At 59.4% G+C, this 23,961-nt stretch carries 20 protein-coding genes; 11 read left to right on the forward strand and 9 right to left on the reverse strand.

The window, feature by feature from the left end:
- Nucleotides 1-12: 12 nt before the first annotated feature.
- The 9 genes from sufB to H1B37_RS12865 all read left to right on the forward strand — a co-directional run bounded on the left by sufB (nt 13) and on the right by H1B37_RS12865 (nt 8,854).
- On the forward strand, nt 13-1,425 hold the full coding sequence (gene sufB, locus H1B37_RS12825) for a Fe-S cluster assembly protein SufB (protein ID WP_182867057.1): 1,413 nt from the start codon (nt 13-15) through the stop codon (nt 1,423-1,425).
- Between the two features lie 230 nt (nt 1,426-1,655).
- Nucleotides 1,656-2,975 (forward strand): Fe-S cluster assembly protein SufD, encoded by a 1,320-nt coding sequence (gene sufD / locus H1B37_RS12830; RefSeq protein WP_182867058.1) that lies wholly within the window; start codon nt 1,656-1,658, stop codon nt 2,973-2,975.
- A 12-nt stretch (nt 2,976-2,987) separates the two neighbouring features.
- Nucleotides 2,988-3,308 carry a metal-sulfur cluster assembly factor gene (locus H1B37_RS12835; RefSeq protein WP_147866721.1) on the forward strand — a complete coding sequence of 107 codons (321 nt, stop codon included), beginning with the start codon at nt 2,988-2,990 and terminating at the stop codon, nt 3,306-3,308.
- Between the two features lie 12 nt (nt 3,309-3,320).
- Entirely contained in the window at nt 3,321-4,337 is a 1,017-nt protein-coding gene (locus tag H1B37_RS12840) for an ATP-grasp domain-containing protein (RefSeq protein ID WP_182867059.1), read from the forward strand.
- A gap of 239 nt (nt 4,338-4,576) precedes the next feature.
- Nucleotides 4,577-5,599, forward strand: a complete 1,023-nt coding sequence (locus H1B37_RS12845; RefSeq protein ID WP_182867060.1) for a hydantoinase/oxoprolinase family protein — start codon at nt 4,577-4,579, stop codon at nt 5,597-5,599.
- Nucleotides 5,600-5,719: 120 nt separating this feature from the next.
- Nucleotides 5,720-6,295 carry an amino acid kinase family protein gene (locus tag H1B37_RS12850; RefSeq protein WP_182867061.1) on the forward strand — a complete coding sequence of 192 codons (576 nt, stop codon included), beginning with the start codon at nt 5,720-5,722 and terminating at the stop codon, nt 6,293-6,295.
- Nucleotides 6,292-8,025, forward strand: a complete 1,734-nt coding sequence (locus tag H1B37_RS12855) for a carbamoyltransferase family protein (RefSeq protein WP_182867062.1) — start codon at nt 6,292-6,294, stop codon at nt 8,023-8,025. Before H1B37_RS12850 ends, H1B37_RS12855 begins: the two co-directional genes overlap by 4 nt.
- A gap of 197 nt (nt 8,026-8,222) precedes the next feature.
- On the forward strand, nt 8,223-8,615 hold the full coding sequence (locus tag H1B37_RS12860; RefSeq protein ID WP_182867063.1) for a hypothetical protein: 393 nt from the start codon (nt 8,223-8,225) through the stop codon (nt 8,613-8,615).
- 8 nt (nt 8,616-8,623) lie between these two features.
- On the forward strand, nt 8,624-8,854 hold the full coding sequence (locus H1B37_RS12865; RefSeq protein ID WP_182867136.1) for a DUF5989 family protein: 231 nt from the start codon (nt 8,624-8,626) through the stop codon (nt 8,852-8,854).
- Here H1B37_RS12865 and H1B37_RS12870 read toward each other — a convergent pair.
- The 6 genes from H1B37_RS12870 to H1B37_RS12895 all read right to left on the reverse strand — a co-directional run bounded on the left by H1B37_RS12870 (nt 8,783) and on the right by H1B37_RS12895 (nt 15,494).
- Nucleotides 8,783-10,084: a polysaccharide biosynthesis/export family protein gene (locus H1B37_RS12870; protein WP_182867064.1), complete on the reverse strand. Its 1,302-nt coding sequence runs from the start codon at nt 10,082-10,084 to the stop codon at nt 8,783-8,785. The genes H1B37_RS12865 and H1B37_RS12870 overlap by 72 nt on opposite strands.
- A 23-nt stretch (nt 10,085-10,107) precedes the next feature.
- A complete protein-coding gene (locus H1B37_RS12875; protein ID WP_182867065.1) occupies nt 10,108-11,511 on the reverse strand; it encodes a serine/threonine-protein kinase in 1,404 nt (467 codons plus the stop codon).
- Entirely contained in the window at nt 11,501-12,139 is a 639-nt protein-coding gene (locus H1B37_RS12880) for an RNA polymerase sigma factor (RefSeq protein ID WP_182867066.1), read from the reverse strand. The genes H1B37_RS12875 and H1B37_RS12880 overlap by 11 nt, the downstream gene beginning before the upstream one ends.
- 486 nt (nt 12,140-12,625) lie before the next feature.
- On the reverse strand, nt 12,626-13,876 hold the full coding sequence (locus tag H1B37_RS12885) for an MlaD family protein (RefSeq protein ID WP_182867067.1): 1,251 nt from the start codon (nt 13,874-13,876) through the stop codon (nt 12,626-12,628).
- Between the two features lie 2 nt (nt 13,877-13,878).
- Entirely contained in the window at nt 13,879-14,682 is an 804-nt protein-coding gene (locus H1B37_RS12890; protein ID WP_182867068.1) for an ABC transporter ATP-binding protein, read from the reverse strand.
- A complete protein-coding gene (locus H1B37_RS12895; RefSeq protein ID WP_286177699.1) occupies nt 14,679-15,494 on the reverse strand; it encodes an MlaE family ABC transporter permease in 816 nt (271 codons plus the stop codon). The genes H1B37_RS12890 and H1B37_RS12895 overlap by 4 nt, the downstream gene beginning before the upstream one ends.
- Nucleotides 15,495-15,925: 431 nt before the next feature.
- Between H1B37_RS12895 and ileS the strand changes: the two genes are divergently transcribed.
- Both ileS and purN read left to right on the forward strand, forming a co-directional pair.
- The gene (gene ileS / locus H1B37_RS12900) at nt 15,926-19,444 is read left to right on the forward strand and encodes an isoleucine--tRNA ligase (protein ID WP_182867070.1); all 3,519 of its coding nucleotides are present in this window, start codon (nt 15,926-15,928) and stop codon (nt 19,442-19,444) included.
- The gene (gene purN / locus H1B37_RS12905) at nt 19,441-20,025 is read left to right on the forward strand and encodes a phosphoribosylglycinamide formyltransferase (RefSeq protein WP_182867071.1); all 585 of its coding nucleotides are present in this window, start codon (nt 19,441-19,443) and stop codon (nt 20,023-20,025) included. Before ileS ends, purN begins: the two co-directional genes overlap by 4 nt.
- Nucleotides 20,026-20,287: 262 nt before the next feature.
- On the opposite strand, the gene H1B37_RS12910 is transcribed toward purN, so the two are convergent.
- The 3 genes from H1B37_RS12910 to H1B37_RS12920 form a co-directional block, all read right to left on the reverse strand.
- Complete coding sequence (locus H1B37_RS12910; protein WP_353620830.1) at nt 20,288-21,994, reverse strand: tetratricopeptide repeat protein; 1,707 nt, start codon at nt 21,992-21,994, stop codon at nt 20,288-20,290.
- A gap of 91 nt (nt 21,995-22,085) precedes the next feature.
- Entirely contained in the window at nt 22,086-22,964 is an 879-nt protein-coding gene (gene kdsA, locus H1B37_RS12915; RefSeq protein ID WP_182867072.1) for a 3-deoxy-8-phosphooctulonate synthase, read from the reverse strand.
- Between the two features lie 316 nt (nt 22,965-23,280).
- A complete protein-coding gene (locus tag H1B37_RS12920; RefSeq protein ID WP_147866738.1) occupies nt 23,281-23,886 on the reverse strand; it encodes a lysophospholipid acyltransferase family protein in 606 nt (201 codons plus the stop codon).
- Nucleotides 23,887-23,961: the final 75 nt, after the last annotated feature.

Raw genomic sequence — 23,961 nt, forward strand, 5'->3', positions numbered from 1 at the left:
GAGTTCACCGATATGTCAACCGACGCGCCTGCCGAACCGAAATCCGAAATCGGCGAAATCAACAAGTACAATTTCCGCACCGAGACGACCGGCGTCTTCAAGGCGAAGAAGGGAATCAACCGCGAAATCGTCAACCAGATCTCTGACATCAAAGGCGAACCGGACTGGATGCGAGAGTTCCGGCTGCGTTCGCTGGAGATTTTCGAGTCCAAGCCGATGCCCAAGTGGGGCGGGGCGATCGACATCGATTTCCAGGACATCTACTACTACCTGAAGCCGACCGATCATCAGGGAAAGACTTGGGACGACGTCCCGCAAGAGATCAAGGACACGTTCGACAAGCTGGGGATTCCCGAAGCAGAAAAGAAATTCCTGGCCGGGGTGAAGGCCCAGTTCGAAAGCGAAGTCGTCTACGGTTCGCTGGAAGAGGACTTGGCGAAAAAGGGTGTCATCTTCACCGATACCGACACCGCCGTCCGCGAACACCCGGAATTGTTGCGCGAGTACTTTGGCAAGATCATCCCGCCGGAGGACAACAAGTTTGCCGCCCTCAATAGCGCGGTCTGGTCCGGCGGATCGTTCATCTACATCCCCAAGGGCGTGTCGATCGATTTCCCGCTGCAAGCGTATTTCCGCATCAATGCCGAAAGCATGGGGCAATTTGAACGCACGCTGATCTTGGTCGATGAAGGTGCCAACGTGCACTACGTCGAAGGCTGCACGGCGCCGATGTACAGCACCGAATCGTTGCACAGCGCGGTGGTCGAAGTCGTCGTCAAACGCAACGCGCGGTGTCGGTACACGACCATCCAAAACTGGGCCAACAACATTTACAACTTGGTCACCAAACGGGCGTATGCCTACGGCGACGCGACCATGGAATGGGTCGACGGAAACTTGGGCAGCAAGTTGACGATGAAGTACCCGGCCGTGCACATGAAGGAACCCGGGGCGCGCGGCGAAATCCTGTCGATCGCGTTCTCCAGTGCCGGGCAACACCAGGACGCCGGCGCGAAACTGGTGCACGAGGCGCCCAACACCACCGGGCAAATCATCAGCAAGAGCATCAGTAAGAACGGCGGTCGCAGCAGTTACCGCGGTCTGGTCGCGGTGCACCCCGGTGCCCACAACAGCAAGAACAATGTCGTCTGTGACGCGTTGATCTTGGACCCGGAAAGCCGCAGCGACACGTACCCGTACATCGAGATCAGCGAGCAGGATGTTCAAATCGGCCACGAGGCCAGCGTGTCTCGGATCGGCGAAGAACAGATGTTCTACCTGCTCTCCCGCGGACTGTCCGAGCAGGAAGCGAGCACGATGATCGTCAACGGGTTCATCGAGCCGTTGGTCAAAGAGCTGCCGATGGAATACGCGATCGAAATGAACCGCTTGATCCAACTGCAAATGGAAGGCAGCGTCGGATAAGGAATCTGAGCCGGTGGCGTTAGCCCATTGCCACCTACTTTATGAGCCGACGGCGCTAGCCGCGGGCCTTGGATTGCCCTTCGAGCCCGTAAGGCCCGAGGCTAGCGCCTTCGGCTTACGTCAAACGAGCGTTTCACCACCGCAGGCCTCGGCCGCATCCTCGCAAACGCCGCCGGGCCGACCGCCACGTCAACCCACACAGAAATCAAAACCAATCCAACAAATTTTCCATGTCACAAACCATCACACACGCCTTTGATGCCGCCGGGTTTGACGCCTTGCTCGCCAGCCAATCCGAACCGGATTGGTTGACGACGTTGCGCCGCGAAGCGTTCGAACATGCCCAGGCGATGCAGTGGCCCGAGCGCCGCCACGAGGAGTGGATTCGGACCGATATCCGGATGTTCCAGCTGGCGAAGTTCGGTCTGCCCGCGCTCAAACCGTCCGACTGCCAGCTCGCCGACACCGATCAGGTGCATCAGCTGGTCCAAGGCGTCGAATTGGGCGGCCGCGTTGAAACGGTCGACGGATGCATCACCAAGGCATCGCTGGACGAGGACTTGGCGGCCAAGGGCGTCGTCTTCGGCAGCCTGTCCGAGATCGCACAGTCGCACCCCGAACTGGTTCGTCCCTACTTGTTCACCGCGTTCGATCCCGATCATGACAAGTTCGCCGCCTTGCATGCGGCCTTCATGTCCGGCGGTCAGTTCCTGTATGTGCCCCGCGGTGTTGTTGTCGATCGTCCGCTGCACATCGGATCCATTTTGACCGACGGCGGCACCGACACGACGCACACGCTGGTGGTTCTAGAGGACGGTGCCGAAGCCACTCTGCTACACGAGTCCAACAGCACCGATTCCGGCAACGCCGGCTTGCACCTCGGATCGATCGAGTTGGTACAGAAACCGGGGTCGCACCTCCGCTATGTCAATCTGCAGGAGTGGGGGCACAAGACCTACCACTTTGCCCAACAAAAAGCGGTGATCGACCGCGATTGCTCGTTGCAGTGGACCATCGCCGCGATGGGATCACTGCTGTCAAAGGTTAACCAGTCGGTCGATTTGATCGGCCCGGGGGCGTACAGCCAAGTCAACGGCGTGATGTTCACCGAGGCCCGCCAACACCTGGCCTACCACACCCTGCAGCACCACAAAGCCGAGAGTTGCCGCAGCGACTTTCTGTACAAGGCGGCTCAACAGGACAAGAGCCGGACGGTTTGGCGCGGCATGATCAAAGTCGATCCGGCGGCCCAGAAGACCGACGGTTACCAGCGCAATGACAATCTGGTGCTGTCCAATCACGCCCGAGCGGATTCGATTCCGGGGCTGGAGATCGAAGCCGATGACGTCCGCTGTACCCACGGCAGCACGACCGCCAAGGTGGACGAGGATCAGATCTTCTACGCCCGCTGCCGCGGTTTTACTCGCAAAGAAGCAACCCGTATGATTGTGACCGGGTTCTTCCAGCAGATTTTCGATCGAATCACGATCGAAAGCGTCCGCGAGGCCCTGGGTGCGGCGATCGCACGTCAAGTCCGAGAATACGCGTGAAAGGAACAAAAAATGGCACTTGCCGAAGATAAGGTCCGTGAATCGCTGAAGCAGGTGATCGACCCGGAGTTATACGTTAACATTGTGGACTTGGGGCTGATCTATGTCGTCGAAATTGGGGACGAGAAAGAAGACGGGCGTCACGATGTGAAGATCGAGATGACGATGACCAGCCCGATGTGCCCCGCGGGGCCACAGTTGGTCGCCGGCACCAAGGCGGCGGCCGAAGAGCTTGAGGAAGTCGATGCGTGTGAAGTCAAGGTGGTGATGGAGCCGGCGTGGTCGCCGGACCGCATGACGGACGAAGCACGCGATCATTTGGGCATTTTTTAAGGGATTGGCGCATTGAAGGTTTTCGTCGGGGAATACATCTGCGGCGGCGGCGTCGCGGATCAAACGATCGACCAAATTCCACCGTCGCTTCGTATGGAGGGTGAAGCGATGCTTCGCGCTCTGGTGGAAGATCTGTCTGCGTTCTCCGAAACAACGGTCGTTCTGGAAGACCGATTCGAAATCGCAGTCAATGCCACACAAACGGTGCCCTTCCACGCCGACAAGCCTCTGTGGGCTCAATGGGTCGCCGCGGCCAAAGATTGTGATGCGGCGTTGATCATCGCGCCGGAGACGGACGGGTTGATGGCCAAAGGCGTCGCGGCGCTCCGCAGCAGCGGCGTGGAGGTGATCGCCGGCAGCGGCGATTTCTTACGCGTCGCCAGCGATAAACTTCTCACCGCCCAAGTGCTGCACAGTTCCGGCGTCGCACACCCGCCCTACATCGCCGTCGGAGACGAACGAATGGTCGGTGTGGTCGCCGGGTGCGAGCGATTTGTTGTCAAACCACGCGACGGCTGTGGCACGCTGGCGATCCAGACCTACGACGATTTTCGCGAAGCACGCAAGGCACTCAACCAAGGTGCCCTGATGCAAGGCTGGGTTCCCGGTCGCAGCATCTCGATCTCGCTCCTTTCCTCCGGCAACTATCAAACGTTCCTACCGGCGGTGTCCCAGGAGATCAGTGACGGCGTCTGCGAGTACATCGGCGGTTGCGGACCGCTGAACAACAACGCTCAACGACGTGCGACCGCGCTCGCCGCCCGAGCCATCGCCGCAATGCCGCCCACCGCGCGCGGATTCGTCGGACTGGATTTGATCCTGGGTGAAACGCCGAGTGACGATTGCATTGTCGAAATCAATCCCCGCCTGACGACCTCCTATGTCGGTTTGCGTGAAATGATCCACGGCAACCTGGCGGCACGTCTGTTCGACATCGAAACCGGACCGGTCAGTTGCAAGGCCAGCGTCAACTCGGTCCACTGGACCGCCGACGGGAAAGTGAAAATCGACACGCCCGAGACCGTGTAGTTCTGTGGGATAGGCTTCCAGCCTGTCATCACCAGCTTGGTTTTCGGGTAGTGGACCAGGCGACGAGTCCTTCCGAGGTCAGCGCGTGGCAAAGCTTCGCGTTTTAGACGCCGAGTTCGGAGAACACGGCGACATTCGGAACGCATCGTCCACCCGAAAACAGAGTTGCGGCGGCATCCCAGCCTGCCATCCCCGTTGTCGACAGGCTGGAAGCCTATCCCACGCTCTCTCCCGTCACCATGTTAATCCCATCCCCCGAATCGCAGCATGCCACTCTCGGGGTCGATATCGGCGGGGCCAACCTGAAATACGCCGACACCACGGGGCGTGCTTCGTCGGTCGAATTTCCTCTTTGGATGCGGCCCGATGATCTGGCCGGCCAACTGCAATCCGATCTCGCCAGTTATCCCGATGTCACGCAGCTGGTGGTGACGATGACGGGCGAACTGGCGGATTGTTTTCTTGACCGTGCCGCAGGTGTCCAGCACATCGTCGATCAAGTCTGCCGGGCGGCGAAACGATGCGGATGGGCGGCACCGAGTTTCTATGCCGTCGACGGGCAATTCCACTCCGCCGACGGGGCGATGCAGAACGTTGATCTGGTCGCCGCGGCCAACTGGCATGCGCTGGCAAACTGGGTCGCTCGGCGGTTTGCCCCGCAGTTGACCTCCGGCGGGCTGTTGGTCGACATCGGCTCGACGACAACCGATCTGATTCCGCTGCGTGCCGGATCGATCGCCACCAGCAGTCGCACCGACTTCGATCGATTGGCCGAAGGGTCACTCGTTTACGTCGGCGGCGGCCGCACCCCGGTTTGCTCACTGGTCGATCATCTGGATTTTAACGGGCGTGCCGTCCCGGTGATGCGAGAAGTGTTTGCGACGATGGATGACGTGCGATTGCTGTTGGGATTTCAGCCCGGTGACGGATCGGATTGCCGCTCTGCCGATGGCAAGCCCCGCGACAGCTTTCACGCCGCCAACCGGATCGCACGGATGATTGGGCTGGACCATCGAACGGTTGCCACCGAGACGGCGACGGACTTGGCGGCCCAAGTGCATCAGCGGGCACGTGATCTGGTGCGTGCTGCGATCGATTCATTGGGAAGCGAGGGGCCGCTGATTGTCAGCGGGCACTGCAGCGATTTGATGCCCGACAACGCCGACGGCCGCGAGGTCATTTCGCTGCCCGAAACACTCGGGGACCAAGTTTCTCGCTCCGCCCCGGCTTATGCTATGGCACAGTTATTCGCCCAAAAATGAGCCGACGGCGCTAGCCACGGGCCCCATGGTGACAACATTGCCCCTGCAGGCGCCGTGGCTAGCGCCCTCGGCTCACGCGTCGGGCTCGTGCCTGTTGACCAATACCAAAATTCACTCTCCATGCGACGTGTCCTGAAAATCGGCGGTAGCCTGCTCTTGCGAGAATCACTTGCCGGATCGATCCAGTCGTGGGTCGCGTCGCAACCGCCGGCGCAGACCATCGCGATCGTCGGCGGCGGAGAATTGATCGATGCGGTGCGTCGCTTGGATGCCATGTTTCCCAGCCCACCGGCCTGGGTGCATTGGCAGTGTGTCGGCTTGTTGCGAACGACGTTTGAATGGCTGGGACGACAATTGGACCCGTGGCAGCTTGAATCGACGGCGAAGGATTTTGGGCGGATGAAGCGACAGCACGATTTTGGGAACCACTTGGTCGCCGTCGACGCGTTCTATCACGCGGAGTCCATTTCGCCGTTGCCCGAAGACTGGACGACGACCACCGACGCGATCGCGGGATGGTTGTCGATCCTGACCGACGCCGATGAATTGGTGTTGTTGAAATCCTGCGACGTCGATGATTCTCTGTCCCTGGATGAACTGGCACAACGGCAGATCGTCGACGCTGCGTTGCCGAACTTGGCCGACCGTTTGCCGCCGCTTCGATTGGTCAACTTTGCCGCGGAGGCTGGTCGATGACGGCGATTCTGGGACTGTCCGCCTTCTACCACGATTCTGCCGCCGCGTTATTGGTCGATGGTGAAGTCGTCGCCGCGGCACAAGAAGAGCGGTTCACTCGCACGAAACACGATGCCGGGTTCCCCACCCACGCGATCGACTTTTGCTTGACCCAAGCCGGCATCACCGCCGGCGACTTGGACTACGTCGGCTTTTACGAAAAGCCGTTGTTGAAGTTTGACCGCTTGCTGGAAACCTACCTCTCGTTTGCCCCCCAAGGGTTCCGCTCGTTTTGGAAAGCGATGCCCGCGTGGATGACGGAAAAACTGCATCTACGGCGTGAGATCCGACGCGGGCTCGGGAATCAATACCGGCGGCGGATCGCGTTCTGTCATCACCATCAGTCGCATGCCGCCAGCGCGTTTTACCCATCGCCCTTCGATCAGGCAGCCATCTTGACCATGGACGGCGTCGGCGAATGGGCCACGACGACGATGGGGATGGGGCGAGGAAATTCGATTGAGTTGACCGATGAAATCCGATTCCCCCACTCACTCGGTCTGCTCTACTCCGCCTTCACGTACTATTGTGGTTTTCGAGTCAATTCGGGGGAGTACAAGCTGATGGGCTTGGCCCCCTACGGCCAGCCCAAGTATGTCGACCTGATCAAAGATCGGTTGGTGACGATTCATGACGATGGTTCCTTTCACCTAAATCTCGACTACTTCGGTTATTGCCAGTCGTTGCGGATGACGACGCCTAAGTTCCATCGTCTGTTTGGAAGGTCGCCGCGGCAAAGGGACAGCGAGATCGAGGGTCTGGATCGCGACCTGGCCGCTTCGGTGCAGGTGGTGACCGAAGAGATCGTGTTGCGGTCGGCGCGACATCTGCATGAAAAGACGAAAGCCACCAACCTCTGCCTGGCCGGCGGCGTCGCACTCAACTGCGTCGCCAACGGACGCGTGCTTCGCGAAGGCCCCTTTGATTCGATCTGGATTCAACCGGCCGCCGGGGATGCCGGTGGCGCCTTGGGGATCTCGCAATTTATCTGGCATCAACTGCTCGACAAGCCACGGCGACCCCTGCCATGCGACTCGCAACGCGGCAGCCTGCTGGGGCCGGAGTACTCGAGCGAGCAGGTGCGCGCGGTGCTGGATCGTCGCGGTGCGGTTTACGAATCGATCGCCGACCCAGCGGAGCTGGACCGCAGGACGGCGGCGCTGTTGGCCGACGGGATGGTGGTGGGGCGATTCGACGGGCGGGCGGAATTCGGCCCGCGGGCATTGGGCAACCGCAGTATCCTGGGCGACCCGCGGCGACGCGACATGCAGTCGACGATGAATCTGAAAATCAAGTTTCGTGAATCGTTCCGGCCCTTCGCGCCCGCCGTTCTACTGGACCACGTCGGCGACCATTTTGATTTGGACGACGGACAGACCAGCCCCTACATGTTGCTGGTGTGCCAAACGAAAAGCGATGCGTTACCGGCCGTCACGCACGTCGACGGATCGGCCCGCGTGCAAACGGTGGATAAGGAGAAAAATCCGCGATTCGAAGCGCTGCTGGCGGAGTTTTACCGCCAAACCGGGTGCCCGGTGCTGATCAACACCAGCTTTAACGTCCGCGGCGAGCCGATCGTCGGTTCACCGGACGACGCGTATCGCTGCTTCATGAAGACTCACATGGACGCACTGGTGGTGGGCGATTGTTTGTTGATCAAGGAGCGGCAACGGGAAGCGAAGGCAGAATGAAATGCCAGCGGGAAGCGTCAGCGAGCGGCCCGTGCTTGGGATTGCGTGCAACGGGAAGGAGGCAGAATGATGAAGTGGCGGATGATTAAGTAAGGCGATCAGGTGTGGGGGGATTTGTCTGATTATCATTCTGCCCCGTATCATTCTGTCTTCTTTCTCTCAACAGCACGTTCCCCCCGCCGCCAATCAACACACTCATGCCCCCCCCGACCGCATCGCAGCAACGTTATTTCGGGATCGCCATCGCGGCGGCATTATTGATGCTGGCCTGGATCGGTTGGCGTGCGATCAGATCGCCGCTCCTGTCCGGCGGGCTGGTTGTCGCGGCGTTGGGCCTGGCGTCTGTGTATTATTTGATCCCGGCGTCACAGCCAAAACTGATGGCGTTTTTTCACGCGATCACGTTCCCGATCCGCTGGACTGCCACGATCGTTGTGCTGGGAATCGTTTATTATGCAGTGGTGACGCCGGTGTCGATCTGGTTTCGCCTGAGCGGCAAATCGATCCGCAAATCCGATCCCGACGCGCGATCCAACTGGCGATCGATCGAATTGCCATCGGATCCGGAATCCTACTTCAGAACGTTTTAAAGACCACGATGACGACTCCCGACAGTCCGTCCGAGCAACCTCAAGACGAACAAGGCACCAAGTCCTTCGACTCCATGGCCGAGGGAGCGGATCCGGGGATCCTGCGCGAGTTCATCTGGTTTGTGAAGTACAACAAGAAGTGGTGGCTGACGCCCATCCTGGTCGTCTTATTGCTGTTGGTCGTCCTGGCCTTCGTCACCAGTTCCCCCGCCGCCCCCTTCATCTACACGTTGTTTTGAGTCGGCGTTGAGCGTTTCGCCGACGATTGCCTTCCATCGCGTTAAGATTCTTTCGTATTGATCGAGCACTTGCTTTGCTTTGGTTGCGTCGGATTCACGTTCAGTGAATTGGACGCGAATGGATTCGAGTGCACTTGCCGTGAGCGTGCCTGAGGCGAAGAGCGCTTTCGATCGGGCAAGTTCCGATTCAGCGTGACTTCTGATTGCAAGTTTTGCCTTGAGATCTGTTTTCAGCTGTTCGATCACATCGCCCAAATAGTCCCGCTCGAGTTCCAGCTTCAGTTTTTCCATCGCCAAGCGTTTTTCCGCCGAGCGAATTCGATGTTTGAGGTTGATATTGTCTCGTTGGAGGCGCAGTTGATCTTGGCTGGACGCGATTTCGTTTTCAATCGCTTGAATAGCCGACAATGATTCGCCGGCACTGCTGATCCGTCCGTACGTATCCTCGAACGAAGGGACATCGGGGGGAGAAGGGACTTTGGCAGGCGCTGTCACAACGGCCGTGTTGTTGGGATCCAAGGGAAGAGATTCACGTGAATCGTGCGAGGCGTCTTCCTTCGGGATCAACGTCAGCATCGGACGCGCCTTCCCGGGACGCAAGAAGTCTTCGCCGATGTAAACTTGCGCGATTTTTTCTTCCGCCTGACGCACCGTCAGCCCGGCGACTTCGATCGGGTCAACCATCGGCATTGTGATCGCGCCGTCCGATCCGACGGCCAATGGGAATCCGGTGACCAAACGTCCCGAATTCATCTTGGTGACGTTGGGCGGAATCGGCGGCCCTTTGGCGGGTCCCATCGGTAGGACGCCCGGCAGGTAGACCGCGACGGTGTCACCGATGCCGATGACGTCAAAGAGTTCGTCTTCCGACGGAGTGTTGGCTTGCCAGTCCGCGACTTGCCCGGACAGCAAGTCTTCGACTTTGCGGTCGATGATCCGGTCTCGGATCGCCTCCCGGTTCTCGAGCGTTTCCTCCGCCCGGCGCAGCTTCTCTCGCATCTCCCGGATCTGCTCGTGCTGGGCCGTCTGGCGAGCGTCAAAGCTCTGCTGGACGAGCGTCTTGACCTGCGTCTTGAGTTTCGCCTTCGCGTCCGAGTCGCCTTGAGTGCTTCGGTACTCCGCCGCAATCGTCTCGGCGTCTCGAATTAGTTTTTGATGGTTCTCGTCGGCCAATCCCTGAATCGTGCCGGCGATGGCGATCCACACGATCATCACTGTCACAGATCTCATTCGACTTCTCCCGTTTGATCGTACTATTCAATGCCTAGGTCCAAATCGTTCAACTGTCGGTCAAGCTCGTTTAATATCTGACCGACCCCATCGTCCCACTCCGCGGAGACGACGGGCGGGGACTCTGTGTCCACGGTCGGTGGGTGCGGTCTCGGGGGCTGGACGGGAATCGTGGCCGGCCACATCACCATGCCTGCGATGACAGCGGATACGGTCACGATCACCAACAGGATTGCAATGACGCTGCGATGCCATGTGGGGTTCCGTCTCGGAAGCAGCTCCGGAGGCAAGCATTGGTGTGGATCGTGAAGATGATTAAGACATTGACGCAACGTCTTTGCCACGAGCGACGCACCGGCCATTCGGCGATCTCGATCCTTTTCCATCAGCCGGGTGACCAACAGACGCATCCAATTGGGAACATCGGGGTTGAGTTCGCTGATCGGTCGTGGTGATTCTTCGACGATCCGGCGGAGCACTCCGTAACAACTGTCGGACGTGTACGGCGGACGCCCGGTGCACATGGCGTAAAGAACGCTTCCCAGGCTAAAGAGATCGGTTCGATGATCGATCGTCTCTCCACGAGCCTGCTCCGGCGACATGTATTCCGGTGTTCCGGCCAGTGTGCCGCTGCGGGTCAACCCGAGATCATCGACGGCGCGGGCGAGGCCGAAATCAGTCAGCTTCAATCGTTCGATGCCGTCACCCAGCAGGATGTTGCTCGGTTTTACGTCGCGATGGATCAGCCCTTTGTCGTGGGCCGCTGCCAGTCCGTCGGCGACTTGGCAGGCGATGTGCAGCATCGCTTCGGTCGACATCGGCCAAGATTGCTCGATACGTTTGGCGAGCGACTCGCCGCGGACATAGGGCATGACCAGATACGGAAGACCGTCGACTTCACTGACGCCATAGATCTCGATCACGTTTTCATGGACGATCGAAGCGGCGGCGCGGGCTTCCCGCGCGAACCGTTTTCGCGAGATCGGTGAAGCCGCCAACGTGGGACGCAACAATTTGATCGCGACAAATCGATTGAGTGCCCCGTCAAACGCTTTCAGAACGACCGCCGTCGCACCCGCCCCGACGATTCCGACCACTTCATAGACGCCCAGTCGTCCGATCTTGCTGGGGGCGTCTGTCGGCGAAAGAAGGTTTTGGATCTGCTGGTGTTCGACAAACCATAGCTCGCCCGGGGATGCAGACGTTGCTTCGCTAGCAACGGCGATGTCCTGCTCGGGCGTCGAACCGGACAGGCACCCCGAGAGGGCCTGCCACCAGTCCTGGCCCGCCGCGATCGATTCTAAATGGTTCTGGCAGATTCGACATTCGCCCAGATGGGTCTCAATTTCTTCTGCTCTCCCGCTCGGCAGGTCTTCGTACAGATACTGAAGCAGTGTCTCCGCCGCGGGGTGAAGTTCAGCGTTCATCCGGTGATTCTCCCGATGAGTCTTCCGGCATGAGACTTTCATCAAATCGCTGCACCTCCTCACGCAGCCGTCTCATGATGCGTGAGCGGCTCGTGTAAACCGCGCCGACGGATCGTCCGAGCTGGTCGGCGACCGCGTCGACACTCTGCTGTTCGACCGACGTTTTCCAGAATGCCATCCAAGATGACTCGGTAAACTCCCCGCGAATTCGCCGTGCCGCCCAGCGAAAAATCTCGTTGCGGCTTTCGTGACTCATGACCTGATCAAACGCCTGCTGGTCATCTTTGTCCGTCAACTGTGCCAGTTGCTCGTGGACTTTGGTTAATCCGCTGGCTTGCTCACGAGGTCGGCGGCGATGGTGATCGATGATCGCCGATCGGATGACCTGACCCAGCCAGGTGCGGAATCGGGCCTGGTTGGAATCGTGATCAAACCCGACGATCCCCTTGCTGATGCGAATCAAAACCTCTTGAACGACGTCGGATGTATCCGCTTCCTGCAACCCGTATCGGATCGCAACGCGGCGGATGACACCGCGATAGACCTGGACAAACTGCTGCCATGCCTCGCGATCACTGTGATCACGCAGCCGTATCAGGATACTCGGTCGTGTTTCTGGAGTATTCAAAATCAATCCGGCGGTCGACGTGGGATTGCGAATCAGCAGATTACACGCAGAGAGTTTGGGGATCTGTCAGCGGATGGAAAGATTTTGGGATTAAAAAGGCAGAATGATACGGGGCAGAATGATGGGGTAACGGGATGAAAGGGGGCAAGGCGATGGGAGACAAATGCCAGCGGGAAGCGTCAGCGAGCGGCCCGTGATTGGGGAAGCGTGCGGTGGGATGGGGGCAAGACAATGGGGGCAAAATGATGGGTGGGAGAGCGTGGTCGCGAATCCCTTCTGTCTGCCATCATTCTGCCCTGTATCATTCTGCCTTTATTTTCTCCGCCTCCGCGAAAGCCTCCGCCGACCGAAAGCCCCACATGGTATTGACCGCAGTTGGCTCCCGTTGGTGTTTAGCCATTAGGCGATTCTTTGTCGCTGTGATCGCAGCGACCGTGGGCTAATGCCCGCACACCAACATCAATGCCTGCGCCTTATCGCGTGTCGCTACTTCAGCCCCAATCCGCTGCCGCGTTTGTCCAGGGCTCCTTTGACGCCCAGTTGCCTCGGGTCACGGGCGATTTTGTCGCTGAAGACGCGGACGTCGTCCAGGATCGGGCGGATTTTGGCGGTCGCCATCTCGACGTTCTCGATCGTGCGGCGGATATTCCAGTAGATGTCGTCGTCTTCCAGCAAGCGGCGGATGGTCCCGTCGCTGCTGTTCAGGGCGGCGCTGAACGTTTCGACTTGGCGGAGCGTTCGGTCCAGGTTCCGCAGGTTCACCAACACCTGATCGACCAGTTCGTCGCTGTTTTCCGCGATCGGTTTGGTGATGGTTTCCACGTTGACGATCGCCCTTTCTGCTGATTCGATCGTGTTGCGGACGGTGTCGATGGTTTGGTCCACGTTCTGCACGGTTTTTTCCGCGGCGACGCCGACGTTTTCGAACCGCTGCCCGACGCGTTCAAAACTTTCGAACGTTTTTTGAGTCGACTGAAGGGTGGTCTGTGCTTCGTTGAGTACAACCGGTAATTCGCGAAACGCTTCGGCCAGACTGTCGCGGAGTTCGGGATTTCCGATCACGTTGCGAATGTCGCGCATCGCGCCTTGGAATTCGATCAACGCGTTGCGGGCGTCTTGCGCGACGTCGCCGATTTGCCCTTCGGCATTCTGCACGACACCGTCTGCGTTTTGAACCAACTGGTTGACGTTGTCGCCGACCGATTGCAGCGACCCGCTGGCCGACTGCACCGCCTCCAACGTCTTCCGCATCTCGTCTTCCAGATTCAAAACCAAACTGAAGGGGTCCGACGCTTGGGTGCCGTAGGAGATCAACTGTTCGTCGGTGTACCTTTCGCTGCGAATCGTCTGCAATCGCCCTTTATGGATCGCCAGCAATTCATCTTCGTTTCCTTTAACGAACTCCAGTTTTGAATCCCCGGTGATGATCGATTTCGTTTTGATTTTGGGAAGGTACTCATGGGTCAAGTTGTTTTGGTATTTCGAGTCGATTCCGATCGTCAGCAAGACGTCATTCTCGCGCAGTTCTTTGTCGATGACCCGTCCGATTTCAACCCCACGCAACAGCACCGGCGAGTTCGAATTGATGCCCTCTGCGGCCGGAAACTGGACCAGCAATCGGTATTCACCGGTCAACACGCGCGGCACGGCGCCGAACAAAAACGTCAAAATGATTCCGATTCCGATGGCGGCGATGACTAAAACGCCGACGCCGAATCTGAGTCTGTTGTCGTCCATGATTATCCTGATATCTCCATCAGCCGCTGCCCGGCTTCGCCGCGGACGAATTGTCGAACCCGCTCGTCAACGGATTGGTCCAGCCCGGCCGGCGGGCCGTCATAGAGCACTTGCGATTCGCCTTTACCCAGTCTCGTCCGCGGGTAAAACATCAGCACGCGATCGGCGACCTTTTGGGCCGTCCGCATGTCGTGCGTGACGATCACGCTGGTGACCGGATAGCGACGCCGCACGTCCAGCATCAGTTCGTTGATCACGTCACTCATAATCGGATCCAGTCCCGTCGTCGGCTCGTCGTACACGACCAGTTCGGGTTGCAAGATGATCGCACGGGCAATGCCGACGCGTTTTCGCATGCCGCCGCTCAATTCGCTCGGTCGTTTGGAAACCACCGTCGGCGGCAGCCCGACCTCTTGAAGATGATTCAGCACGGCGTCGTGAATTTCGTCCTCACCCGCGTCGGTCGACTGCCGCATCGGAAAGGCGACGTTGTCGAAGATGGTCATGCTGTCGAACAACGCTGCGTTTTGGAACACGAATCCGAAACGTCGGCGGACATCACTGAGCGCGGCTGGTGACAGGGTCGACAGATCTTGTCCATCAAAGTGGATCGTGCCACGTGTCGGTGCGATCAATCCGACGATGGTTTTCATGAACACGGTTTTTCCGCAACCGCTTTCACCGATCACCGCGACCGTCTCGCCGGCTTCGATGGCGACGTTGATGTCCTTCAAAACCGTCTGCCCATGAAAGCTGACGTCCAGATTGCGGACTTCGATCAAGTGTTGTTTCGGCGAATCACTCATAGGATGTTCGCCCCCGACGGGTACATCATGAAGTAGATCTTGTCCAAGATAATGTTCAAGAACAAATCGATGGCCAGAATCATCACGAAGGAATACACAAAGGCCTGCGTCGCCGCCTTGCCGACGCCTTCGGCGCCGGGTTTGCAATGGAACCCTTGGTAGCAGCTGATCACGGCAATCATCCCGCCAAAAAAGACGCTCTTGAACACGCCGCTGAACAAGTCGAATCCGACCACACCGTCGCGCGAGTGCGTCAGGTAGGCCGCGTGATCGATTTCCAGCACCATCACGCTGTAGAAGTAACCCCCGACGATGCCCATGAAGTCCGCCATGATGGTCAGCGCGGGAATCAAAAAGATGCAGGCCAAAAAACGCGGGACCACCAGATAGTGAATCGGGTCGGCACCCATCGTCGTCAATGCGTCGATTTGCTCGGTCACCCGCATCGTCCCCAACACCGCCGCCATCGCACTGCCGACGCGACCGGCCAGCATCGTCGCCGCCAGCACCGGACCGAGTTCGCGAACCAAAGAGGTGTTGATCACCACACCCAAATGACTTTCCAGCCCGAGCGCGTGAAACTGGTAATAGCTTTGGACGGCCAACACCATCCCGATGAACGTGCCCGTCAACGCCACCACCGGCAAACTGAGCACGCCGATTTGATAGAAATTGATCAGCAGCGTTCCTCGTTGGGGCAACCGCGTGAAAATCCAAACCAGCATCTGCCAGGCAAACAGGGCGATGTCGCCCACCGTCGCAACCCCATCGACGACGGCCGATCCCCACTGAACCACCCACGCGTAAAGCATGTCTTTCGCTGTGGCGGACCCGTTTTCCGGGTGCCGGGGCGGCAGATCGTTCTGGGTGGATACCGAAGCGGACATCAATGGAAACAGCGTGGGGGCGGGGCGGCGGAACGCAACGGCGGCGCTACACAGTCGATTTTATCGGCAGGGCAGACTTTGCGGATGAGTGAAAATGCGAGGGCGGGCTGACGGCGGGCGGATCGTGCGGGCGGCGAGCCGCCCGAGGGAAATTCAGGCTGGGATAGGACCGATGGGACACATGGGACCTATACGTCCTATCTGTCCCATTGGTCCCATTTGCCGGCTGCCCCCTCGGCCCCGCTGGGGCCAACACCGCATCTGCCGATCGCCCAGCACTCCGGCTACGGCAAACGGCCCGCTGCCATTACAATTCCCCCCTCTGAATTCGCTCCGAACACCCGTTTCAGTTTCCCATGACCACGACGTCTGATTCTGCTGCCCCGTTTCGTGCCGCTCCCGCCAGCCCCAAATTCCCGGCTCTGGAAGAACAGATGCTGGAATTCTGGCAGCAAAACGATATCTACAAGCAATCGCTCGAGCGTCGCGCCGATGCCCCTCCGTTCGTCTTCTTCGAAGGCCCCCCGACGGCCAACGGGATGCCCCACCCGGGCCACTGTCTGACCCGAGCGATCAAAGACGTTTTCCCGCGCTACAAGACCATGCGCGGCTACCGTTGCGAGCGAAAAGCCGGCTGGGACACGCACGGATTGCCCGTCGAAGTCGAAGTCGGCAAGGAACTGGGCATCCACAGCAAAGAGGAGATCGAGGCCTACGGGATCGAACCCTTCATCCAGAAATGCCAGCAATCCGTTTGGCGGTACATGCAGCAGTGGCAGCGGCTGACCGAGCGTTTGGGATTCTGGGTAGATTTGGAACAGGCTTACGTCACGTATCACCAGAGTTACGTCGAGAGCGTCTGGTGGAGTTTGAAAAACCTGTTCGACCGCGGATTGCTGTACCAGGGTCACAAGATCGTCTGGTGGTGGGCCCAAGGCGGCACGGCGCTGTCATCCGGTGAAGTCGGCCAGGGGTACCGCGAGGTCGCCGATCCGAGTGTGTATGTTAAATTCCCGCTGGTGGATGATCCCACGCGGAGCCTGCTGGTCTGGACGACGACGCCGTGGACGCTGCCGAGCAACATGTACGCCGCCGTGCATCCGGAACTGGAGTACTCGCTGGTCAAGCACAGCGAAACGGGCGAGGAGTTTTTCCTTGCGTCCGCGTTGGTCAAGACGATCGCGGACAAGGCGAAGTGCGAATTCGACGTCTTGGAAACCTGTCGCGGAACCGATCTGATCGGTTTGCGCTACACGCCCCCCTTTGACGGTTACCTGAAATCGACCGGCGACCCGACCGGAACGCTGCGAACGCCGGTCGGCGACCAGAAAACCGAACACCATTATTGGCGCGTCGTCGCGGCCGACTTTGTCACCACCGACAGTGGTTCGGGGATCGTGCACCAGGCGGCCGCGTTCGGCGAAGTCGACTACGAAGTCTATGACGAACAGCGCCGGCGGTTCGTCGACGGCGAACAACCAGAGTTGTTGTGCGCGGTCGGCCCGGACGGAAAATTCAACGAAGCGGTGCCCGAAGCGTTTCTCGGGGTCTGGGTCAAGGATGCCGACAAGGCACTTTCCCGTGACCTGAAAGAACGCGGCTTGATGTTCTTGCAGGAACAGTACCTGCACGATTACCCGTTTTGTTGGCGGGCCGATCAGGATCCACTGATTCAGTACCCGCGACGCAGTTGGTTCATCCGCACGACCAAGTTCCGCGATTTGATGCTGAAGAACAACTCACAAATCGGTTGGCAACCCGAACACATCCGTGACGGACGTTTTGGAAACTTCCTTGAATCGAACGTGGATTGGGCGTTGTCTCGCGAACGGTACTGGGGCACGCCGCTGCCGATCTGGGTTTGCGAAGAAACCGGTCGGATGGAAGCGGTTGGCAATTACGATGAATTGCTGGCCAAGCCGGGAATCCAAGGCACCGAGGTCTGGCTGGAAGCCAAGGCGGCCAATCCCGAGTTGGTCGATGACCTGCGAGTTCACAAACCCTACATCGATGCGGTCACCTACGATTCGCCCTTTGCCGACGGCAAACGGATGCGACGGGTCAGCGAGGTCATCGATTGTTGGTACGACAGCGGCGCGATGCCGTTCGCCCAATGGGGCTGGCCGCACACCGGTGACCAGCAGTTCCAATCACAGTTTCCCGCCGATTTCATCAGCGAGGCGATCGACCAGACGCGGGGCTGGTTCTACAGCCAACTGGCGATCGCGACGATGTTGTTCGGCGAAGGCGCATCGGTGGCCGAACCGGGCTGCGACGTCGAAGCGATGAAGGTCAAGGACCTGGACTATCCGTTGCCGTTCCGCAATTGCATCGTGCTGGGGTTGATGCTTTCGCAGTGGTGGGAGCACGAAGACGACCAGAAGAAGAAAACGATTCTGTTGGAAGAATCGGAGACCAAGCAACATTCCGGCAAGAAGTTCAGCAAGCAAGTCGGCAAGATGTCCAAGAGCCTGCGGAACTATCGCAGCCCCGAAGAGATCTTTGATCGCTACGGCGCCGACGCGCTGCGTTGGTACCTGTTCGCCAACCAGGCACCTTGGAATTCGATCATCTATGCCGAGCAATCGATCAAGGATTCGATCCCCGAGTTCTTGCTTCGCTTGTGGAACACCTTCAGCTTCTTCACGATCTATGCCGAGATCGATGGCTTTGACCCGCGTGATGCGGTTGCGGCTGACGAACAGTTGACGCCCCAATCGCTGGCGTCGGCGCCGAAGTATCGGCCCGCATCGGAGCGCAGCGAGATCGATCGATGGATCTTGTCGGAATTGAACCAGGCGACGGCCAAGGTGATCGACCGCATGGACGCGTTGGACAACTACAACGCCTGCCAGGCGATTTCGTCGCTGCTGGACGGCTTGAGCAATTGGTATGTCCGCCGCAGCCGCGATCGGTTCTGGGCCAGCGACAAGGACTCCCAGGAAAAGCACGACGCGTATTGGACGCTTTATGAAACGCTGTTGGAATTGGTCAAGCTGGCCGCCCCGTTCACGCCGTTCTTGGCCGACACGCTTTGGCAACGTTTGACCGAACCCTTCGGCGACAAAACTCTGTGCAGCGTTCACCTGTGTGATTTTCCCGAGGTCGACACGGACCGGATCGACACGGATCTGTCGGATTCGATGCGACTGTTGCGCGAGATCGCTTCGCTGGGGCGTGCGGCACGGGCGAGCGAGAAGTTGAAGGTGCGGTTGCCGCTGTCGGAGGTCACGGTGATCTTGACCGATGATTCACAGATCGCTTGGCTGCAAAACCACGACGCGCTGGTCCGCGAAGAGTTAAACGTCAAAGCCGTTCATTACACCACCGAAGGCGACCAGTACGTCCAGTACACCGTCGTCCCGAACTTCAAACGATTGGGGCCGAAGGTGGGCAAGCAAGTCCCGGCGGTCAAAAAGGCGTTGGCCGAAGCCGACGGAAACGAACTGCTCGGTCAGTTGCAATCCGACGGCGTCGTCAAGCTGGAACTCGGTGACGGCGTGATCGAGTTGGATGGCGATGACATCGAAGTTCGATTGCAGGCCAAAGAGGGTTGGGCCGCGGCACAGGGGCTCGGTTCGGTCGTTGTGCTGCACACCGAAGTCACGCCGGAATTGCAACGCGAGGGGATCGCAAACGATCTGATCCGCGCGATCCAGAACCAGCGCAAGGCGATCGATTGCCAGTACACCGACCGGATTCGCGTCGCGATCGATACCGCCGGCGACGAAGTCTCCACGGCGATCGAAGAACACCGCGAGACGATCGCAAGTGAAACGCTTGCCGATTCGCTGGAGATCGGAACGATCGACGGCGTCGAGGCGGCGGCTTCGGAGCACGGCGGCGTGTTCGTCGCCAAGGGAAACGCGTCATGAGCGAGGCGTCATCAAAATTGCCGATTGCCGTGTTCCTAAGCGGCGGCGGCCGAACGCTGGAGAACTTGTTGCGGCATCGCGATCAGCACGACTTGCCGATCGATGTCCGCTTGGTGATCAGCAGCCGCAGCGGTGTTCGCGGGATCGAGATTGCCAAAATTGATGGTATCGAGACCCTGGTCGTTCGCAAATGCGATCATGACGATTCCGATTACAGCCGGGCGATGTTCGATCCGGTTCGTCGCTGTGGGGCGAAGTACGTGGTGATGGCCGGTTTTTTGAAGCACGTGTTGATTCCCGACGATTTCGAAAACCGCGTGATCAACATTCACCCGTCGCTGTTGCCGTCGTTCGGGGGCCAAGGCATGTATGGTCACAACGTTCACGCGGCGGCGATCGAGCGTGGGGTCACGATCAGCGGTTGCACCGTGCACTTCGTTGACAACCAGTACGACCACGGCCCGATCATCTTGCAGCGAGCCTGTGAGGTGCTGGCCGATGACACGCCCGATTCGCTTGCCGCGCGAGTGTTCGAGCAAGAGTGCGAAGCGTTACCGGCGGCGTTGCGGACGCTGCTTTAGTGATCAACCGCAGCTTTGTTGTCGGATTCGTGTCGTAGCGGAAGCCGCCAAGGCCTTCGGTCTCCCCGTGCGACGTTGCGGACGCTGCTCTAGTGATCAACCGCAGCTTTGTTGTCGGATTCGTGTCGTAGCGGAAGCCGCCAAGGCTTTCGGTCTCCCCGTGCGACGTTGCCGAGCCCGTGCGAAACTCTTGGCGAGTTCCGCTACCCGAACACGGACATGCTGCACCGTAAGCTTAAGAGTTGACGATCCACTCGCCTCGTCAGTCGTCTTGTTTGGCGACAAGCCGGGCGCGGATGCGGTTGCCGTGTTCTTGCGGTTCGCCGACGCGTTTGTACATTTCGATCGCCTTGTCGGTTTTGCCGAGCGCTTCGGCCAGGCGGGCCAGGTTGTAGCGGGCCGCCGGAGTCCACGAGGATTGCTGTTCCTCGGGCAGCACGCGTTTTTCCAACCATCCTTCGGCGGTTTCCAATCGTCCGTCGTCGGCTTGCAGCAGGCTTAACCAATACGTCGCGGTGCGTTTGCCCATCCGCATCAGCCCTTGGATCTGGGCGACTTGCTGGTCATAGGTCGCCGAGTCGACGCCGAGTTCACGCCGAATTCCGTATTGTTTTTGAAGTTCGACGTCGATCCGCAGGTCTTCGATTTCGAATTCCGGCGCCCGCTGACTCATGTACAACGTCCGCGCCCCGGTGATGCTTTCTTCTTCGATGTCGGCAAACTGTCCCGTCAGGTGTTGCCAACGACCGAGGGTCAGTTGGCGTGCGCTTTCGAAACCGGCGTCCATCATCGCCCAGCGGGCCATGTACCAAAACGCGAACACGGGGTCGCGTTGGGCGTATTGTTCGCTGACTTGCCGGTAGATTTCCGTTTTCAATGGCACATCCCAAATCCGCACCGAGCTGATGCCCGTGACCGCATCGAATTGCTTGGCAATCTTGTCGGCGTCCACGTAGACGTTCATGCGGCGATCGCCGGTCAGTCCGGATTGCAGTTTCTTCATCCGCGGGCTGATCGTTTCGGGAGACAAGTTCAATAGCGCGACGCATTGTTGGGCGTCTTCCTTGGTCACCGGATAGGTGAATTGATCCAGGCCGGCGATCCCCAGCCGCCGCAGGACGACGGCGTCGCGACGTGCTTGTGCGAGCGTCGCGATCCCGATTTGATTCGGTCCCGGGACGTAGACGCCCAGGGTCGGTTCGAACAAATAGATTTCACCACCCGCCAGCACGCCGACACAGAACGGTTTCACTTCACCACTGGTGCCGTCGATCGTCCCCAAAACCGCCGCCGGAACGCCCGCTTGTCGGCACAGCTGGGTGAAGACGCCGGCCCGCTGCAGGCCGTCGCCGGTGCCACGCATCACCGTTTGGTAGTCGCTTTGGCGGTAGCCGGCACCCTGGAACTTCATGCCCAGCGGAAACTCGGGGCCTTGCGGTGCGGGGGCCGACGGGTTGTCGGGCTCCAACGCGATGTTCCGCACCGTCCAGTCAAACAAACGCGTCGCGGTGACCAATCGGTCGACCGTTTCGGCGCCCAACGATGGGCGTTGCTCGTGAAACCAATCGGCGAGCAGCCTTTCGTCCAGTCGCGGCACGTCGACCCAGGTGTACAGCGAGTGGAACAGGTAACTGTCGCGCAGGTGCAGCACATCGCCGGGCAGGAACGTGCGACCGGCGACACGTTCGGCCAAGGCATCGTCCGAGATCACGTCGCTGAGTGTGTCGGCCAACTGCGGCTCGCTGGCCTCGCTCGGTGGGCGGGTCGCACTCCATCCATTGAGATGGAATGCGATCTGTTCCTGAGCCATTTCCGGAGCCAGTTCGACGTACTTTCGCAACAGCACGAACGCTTCGCCCAGGTGATCGCGCCGGGCCTGTGTTTCCTGCCGCGCCTGGCGTTGGCTCTGGATCTTTCGGACCAGTGCGGTGTCGTCTTGGCAGCCGACGGCGCCGGTGATCAGAACCACCAGGGCGATCAACAGGCTGCCGCGGCGACGGAGACCCGCGGCTTGGCGATCAGCTGTCTGGCGCTTTGGGCCGGCAAGGGAAAAGCAGGATCTAGGATGCTTGGGCAGTGCCATTCAATTGGCCAACGGATTTGATCGTGTGTCGAATCTGGAGCAGGCGATCGACCAAGCCCTCGAATTGGTCCAGCGGCACCATGTTGGCACCATCACTGGGGGAGGAATCGGGTTCCGGGTGGGTCTCGAAAAAGATCGCGTCGATACCGATTGCTACGGCCGCGCGGGCCAATGGTTCGACCATTTCCCGGTTTCCCCCCGTCGATCCCTGCCCGGATCCGGGCCGCTGCACGCTGTGGGTGGCATCGAACACCACCGGAACCCCCAGTGACCGCATGATCGGCAGCGATTGCATGTCGTTGACCAGTCTGCCGTAGCCGAAAAAGGTGCCGCGTTCGCACAGCATCACGCCTCCATCGCCCGCCGCGGTGGCTTTGTCGACCACGTAACGCATGTCTTCGGGTGCCATGAATTGACCCTTTTTGACGTTCAGCGGCCGGCCGGTTTTCGCCGCGGCCACGATCAGGTCCGTCTGCCGAGCCAGAAAGGCGGGGATTTGAAGCAGGTCGCAGACCTCCGCCACCGCGGCCGCCTGATCGGGCAAATGGATGTCGGTTGTGACCGGCAATCCGGTCTGGTTCGCGATCCGCCCGAGCATCTCCAGCCCCGGTTCCATTCCGGGGCCGCGGACCGCCGCGGCGCTGGTCCGGTTGGCTTTGTCAAAGGAGGCTTTGAAGACGACGTTGACGTCGTCACGCTCGTTGATTCGCGTCAAAACCTCGGCGATTTGTGATGAAATCGCGTCGGATTGCAACACGCATGGCCCGGCGATCAGCAACAACGGCTGATCATCGCCGCATTGATAGGGGCCGACGGAAACGGTTCGAACGCCACGGGGAATCTCTGGAGTGCTCATACGCCTGAGTTTGGGCGATCGGCCGGTTTCTGGCAATCGCAGTGTTCTGGTCGGCCAAAGGCCGTTGACACCCGTGGCCTGTTCGGCGCCCGTTGGTGTCTAGCCTTCAGGGACCGTCCAGCTAGAAAGGATGTCGTACACCCTCCACCGACCCCCTCTCACCAATCGGGCAGATCGTTTGGATTTGTCGCGTTTCACCTCTGTTCCAAGCTGGACGGTCCCTTCAGGCGATTCCGGGGCGCTGCGAAGCAGCGAGTATGTGCGGCTAAAGCCTGGACACCAACACTCATGCCCGTGACATGCGTACGTGCCCGCGTCACATTTCCTTGAGTCGCTGGACGGCTTCGCGGGCGCGTTTCAGGAACGCGTTTTTGGGTTCGCCGGACTCCAGAAAGATCGGCGCCCCGATCGTGATGCAGCTCAACAGCGGCACCGGCAACACTTCGCCACGCGGCAGGATCCGATTGACGTTGTCGATGTAAACCGGGACCAGCTCCAAGTCGGGCCGCTTTTTCCCCATGTAGTACAGCCCACTCTTGAACTCGCCCATCTCCTCTCCGGCACTCCGTCCGCCTTCGGGGAACACGATCAGCGAATAGATGTCGCCCATTTCTTCCAGCATGATGTCGATCGGGCTGCGGTGCACCTTGATCTGCTTGCGATCGATCAACAGCGCGTTGAAGCTGCGCGCCATGTGTGGCTTGACCCAACCAGAACTCCAATAGTCCTTGGCGGCGACCGGTCGAGTGACCGCGCGGATCTCTTTGGGCAGCGCAGACCACAACACCACCGCGTCCAAATGGCTGGTGTGATTGGCAAAATAGATTCGCTGGCAGGTGTCCGGCTGGCAATCCACCCAGCGCACGGTGAAGCCGCTGAACAGCTTCGCCAAAAGAACGATGACATGACTAGTGAGGGTCATGCACCAAGTCTAATCATCGACTGCATCGAGAATAAGTGGTCGCAACGGGCACACTTGTCGGTGGCCCATTGATTT

Source organism: Stieleria mannarensis (assembly GCF_014154935.1).
Taxonomy (GTDB): domain Bacteria; phylum Planctomycetota; class Planctomycetia; order Pirellulales; family Pirellulaceae; genus Stieleria; species Stieleria mannarensis.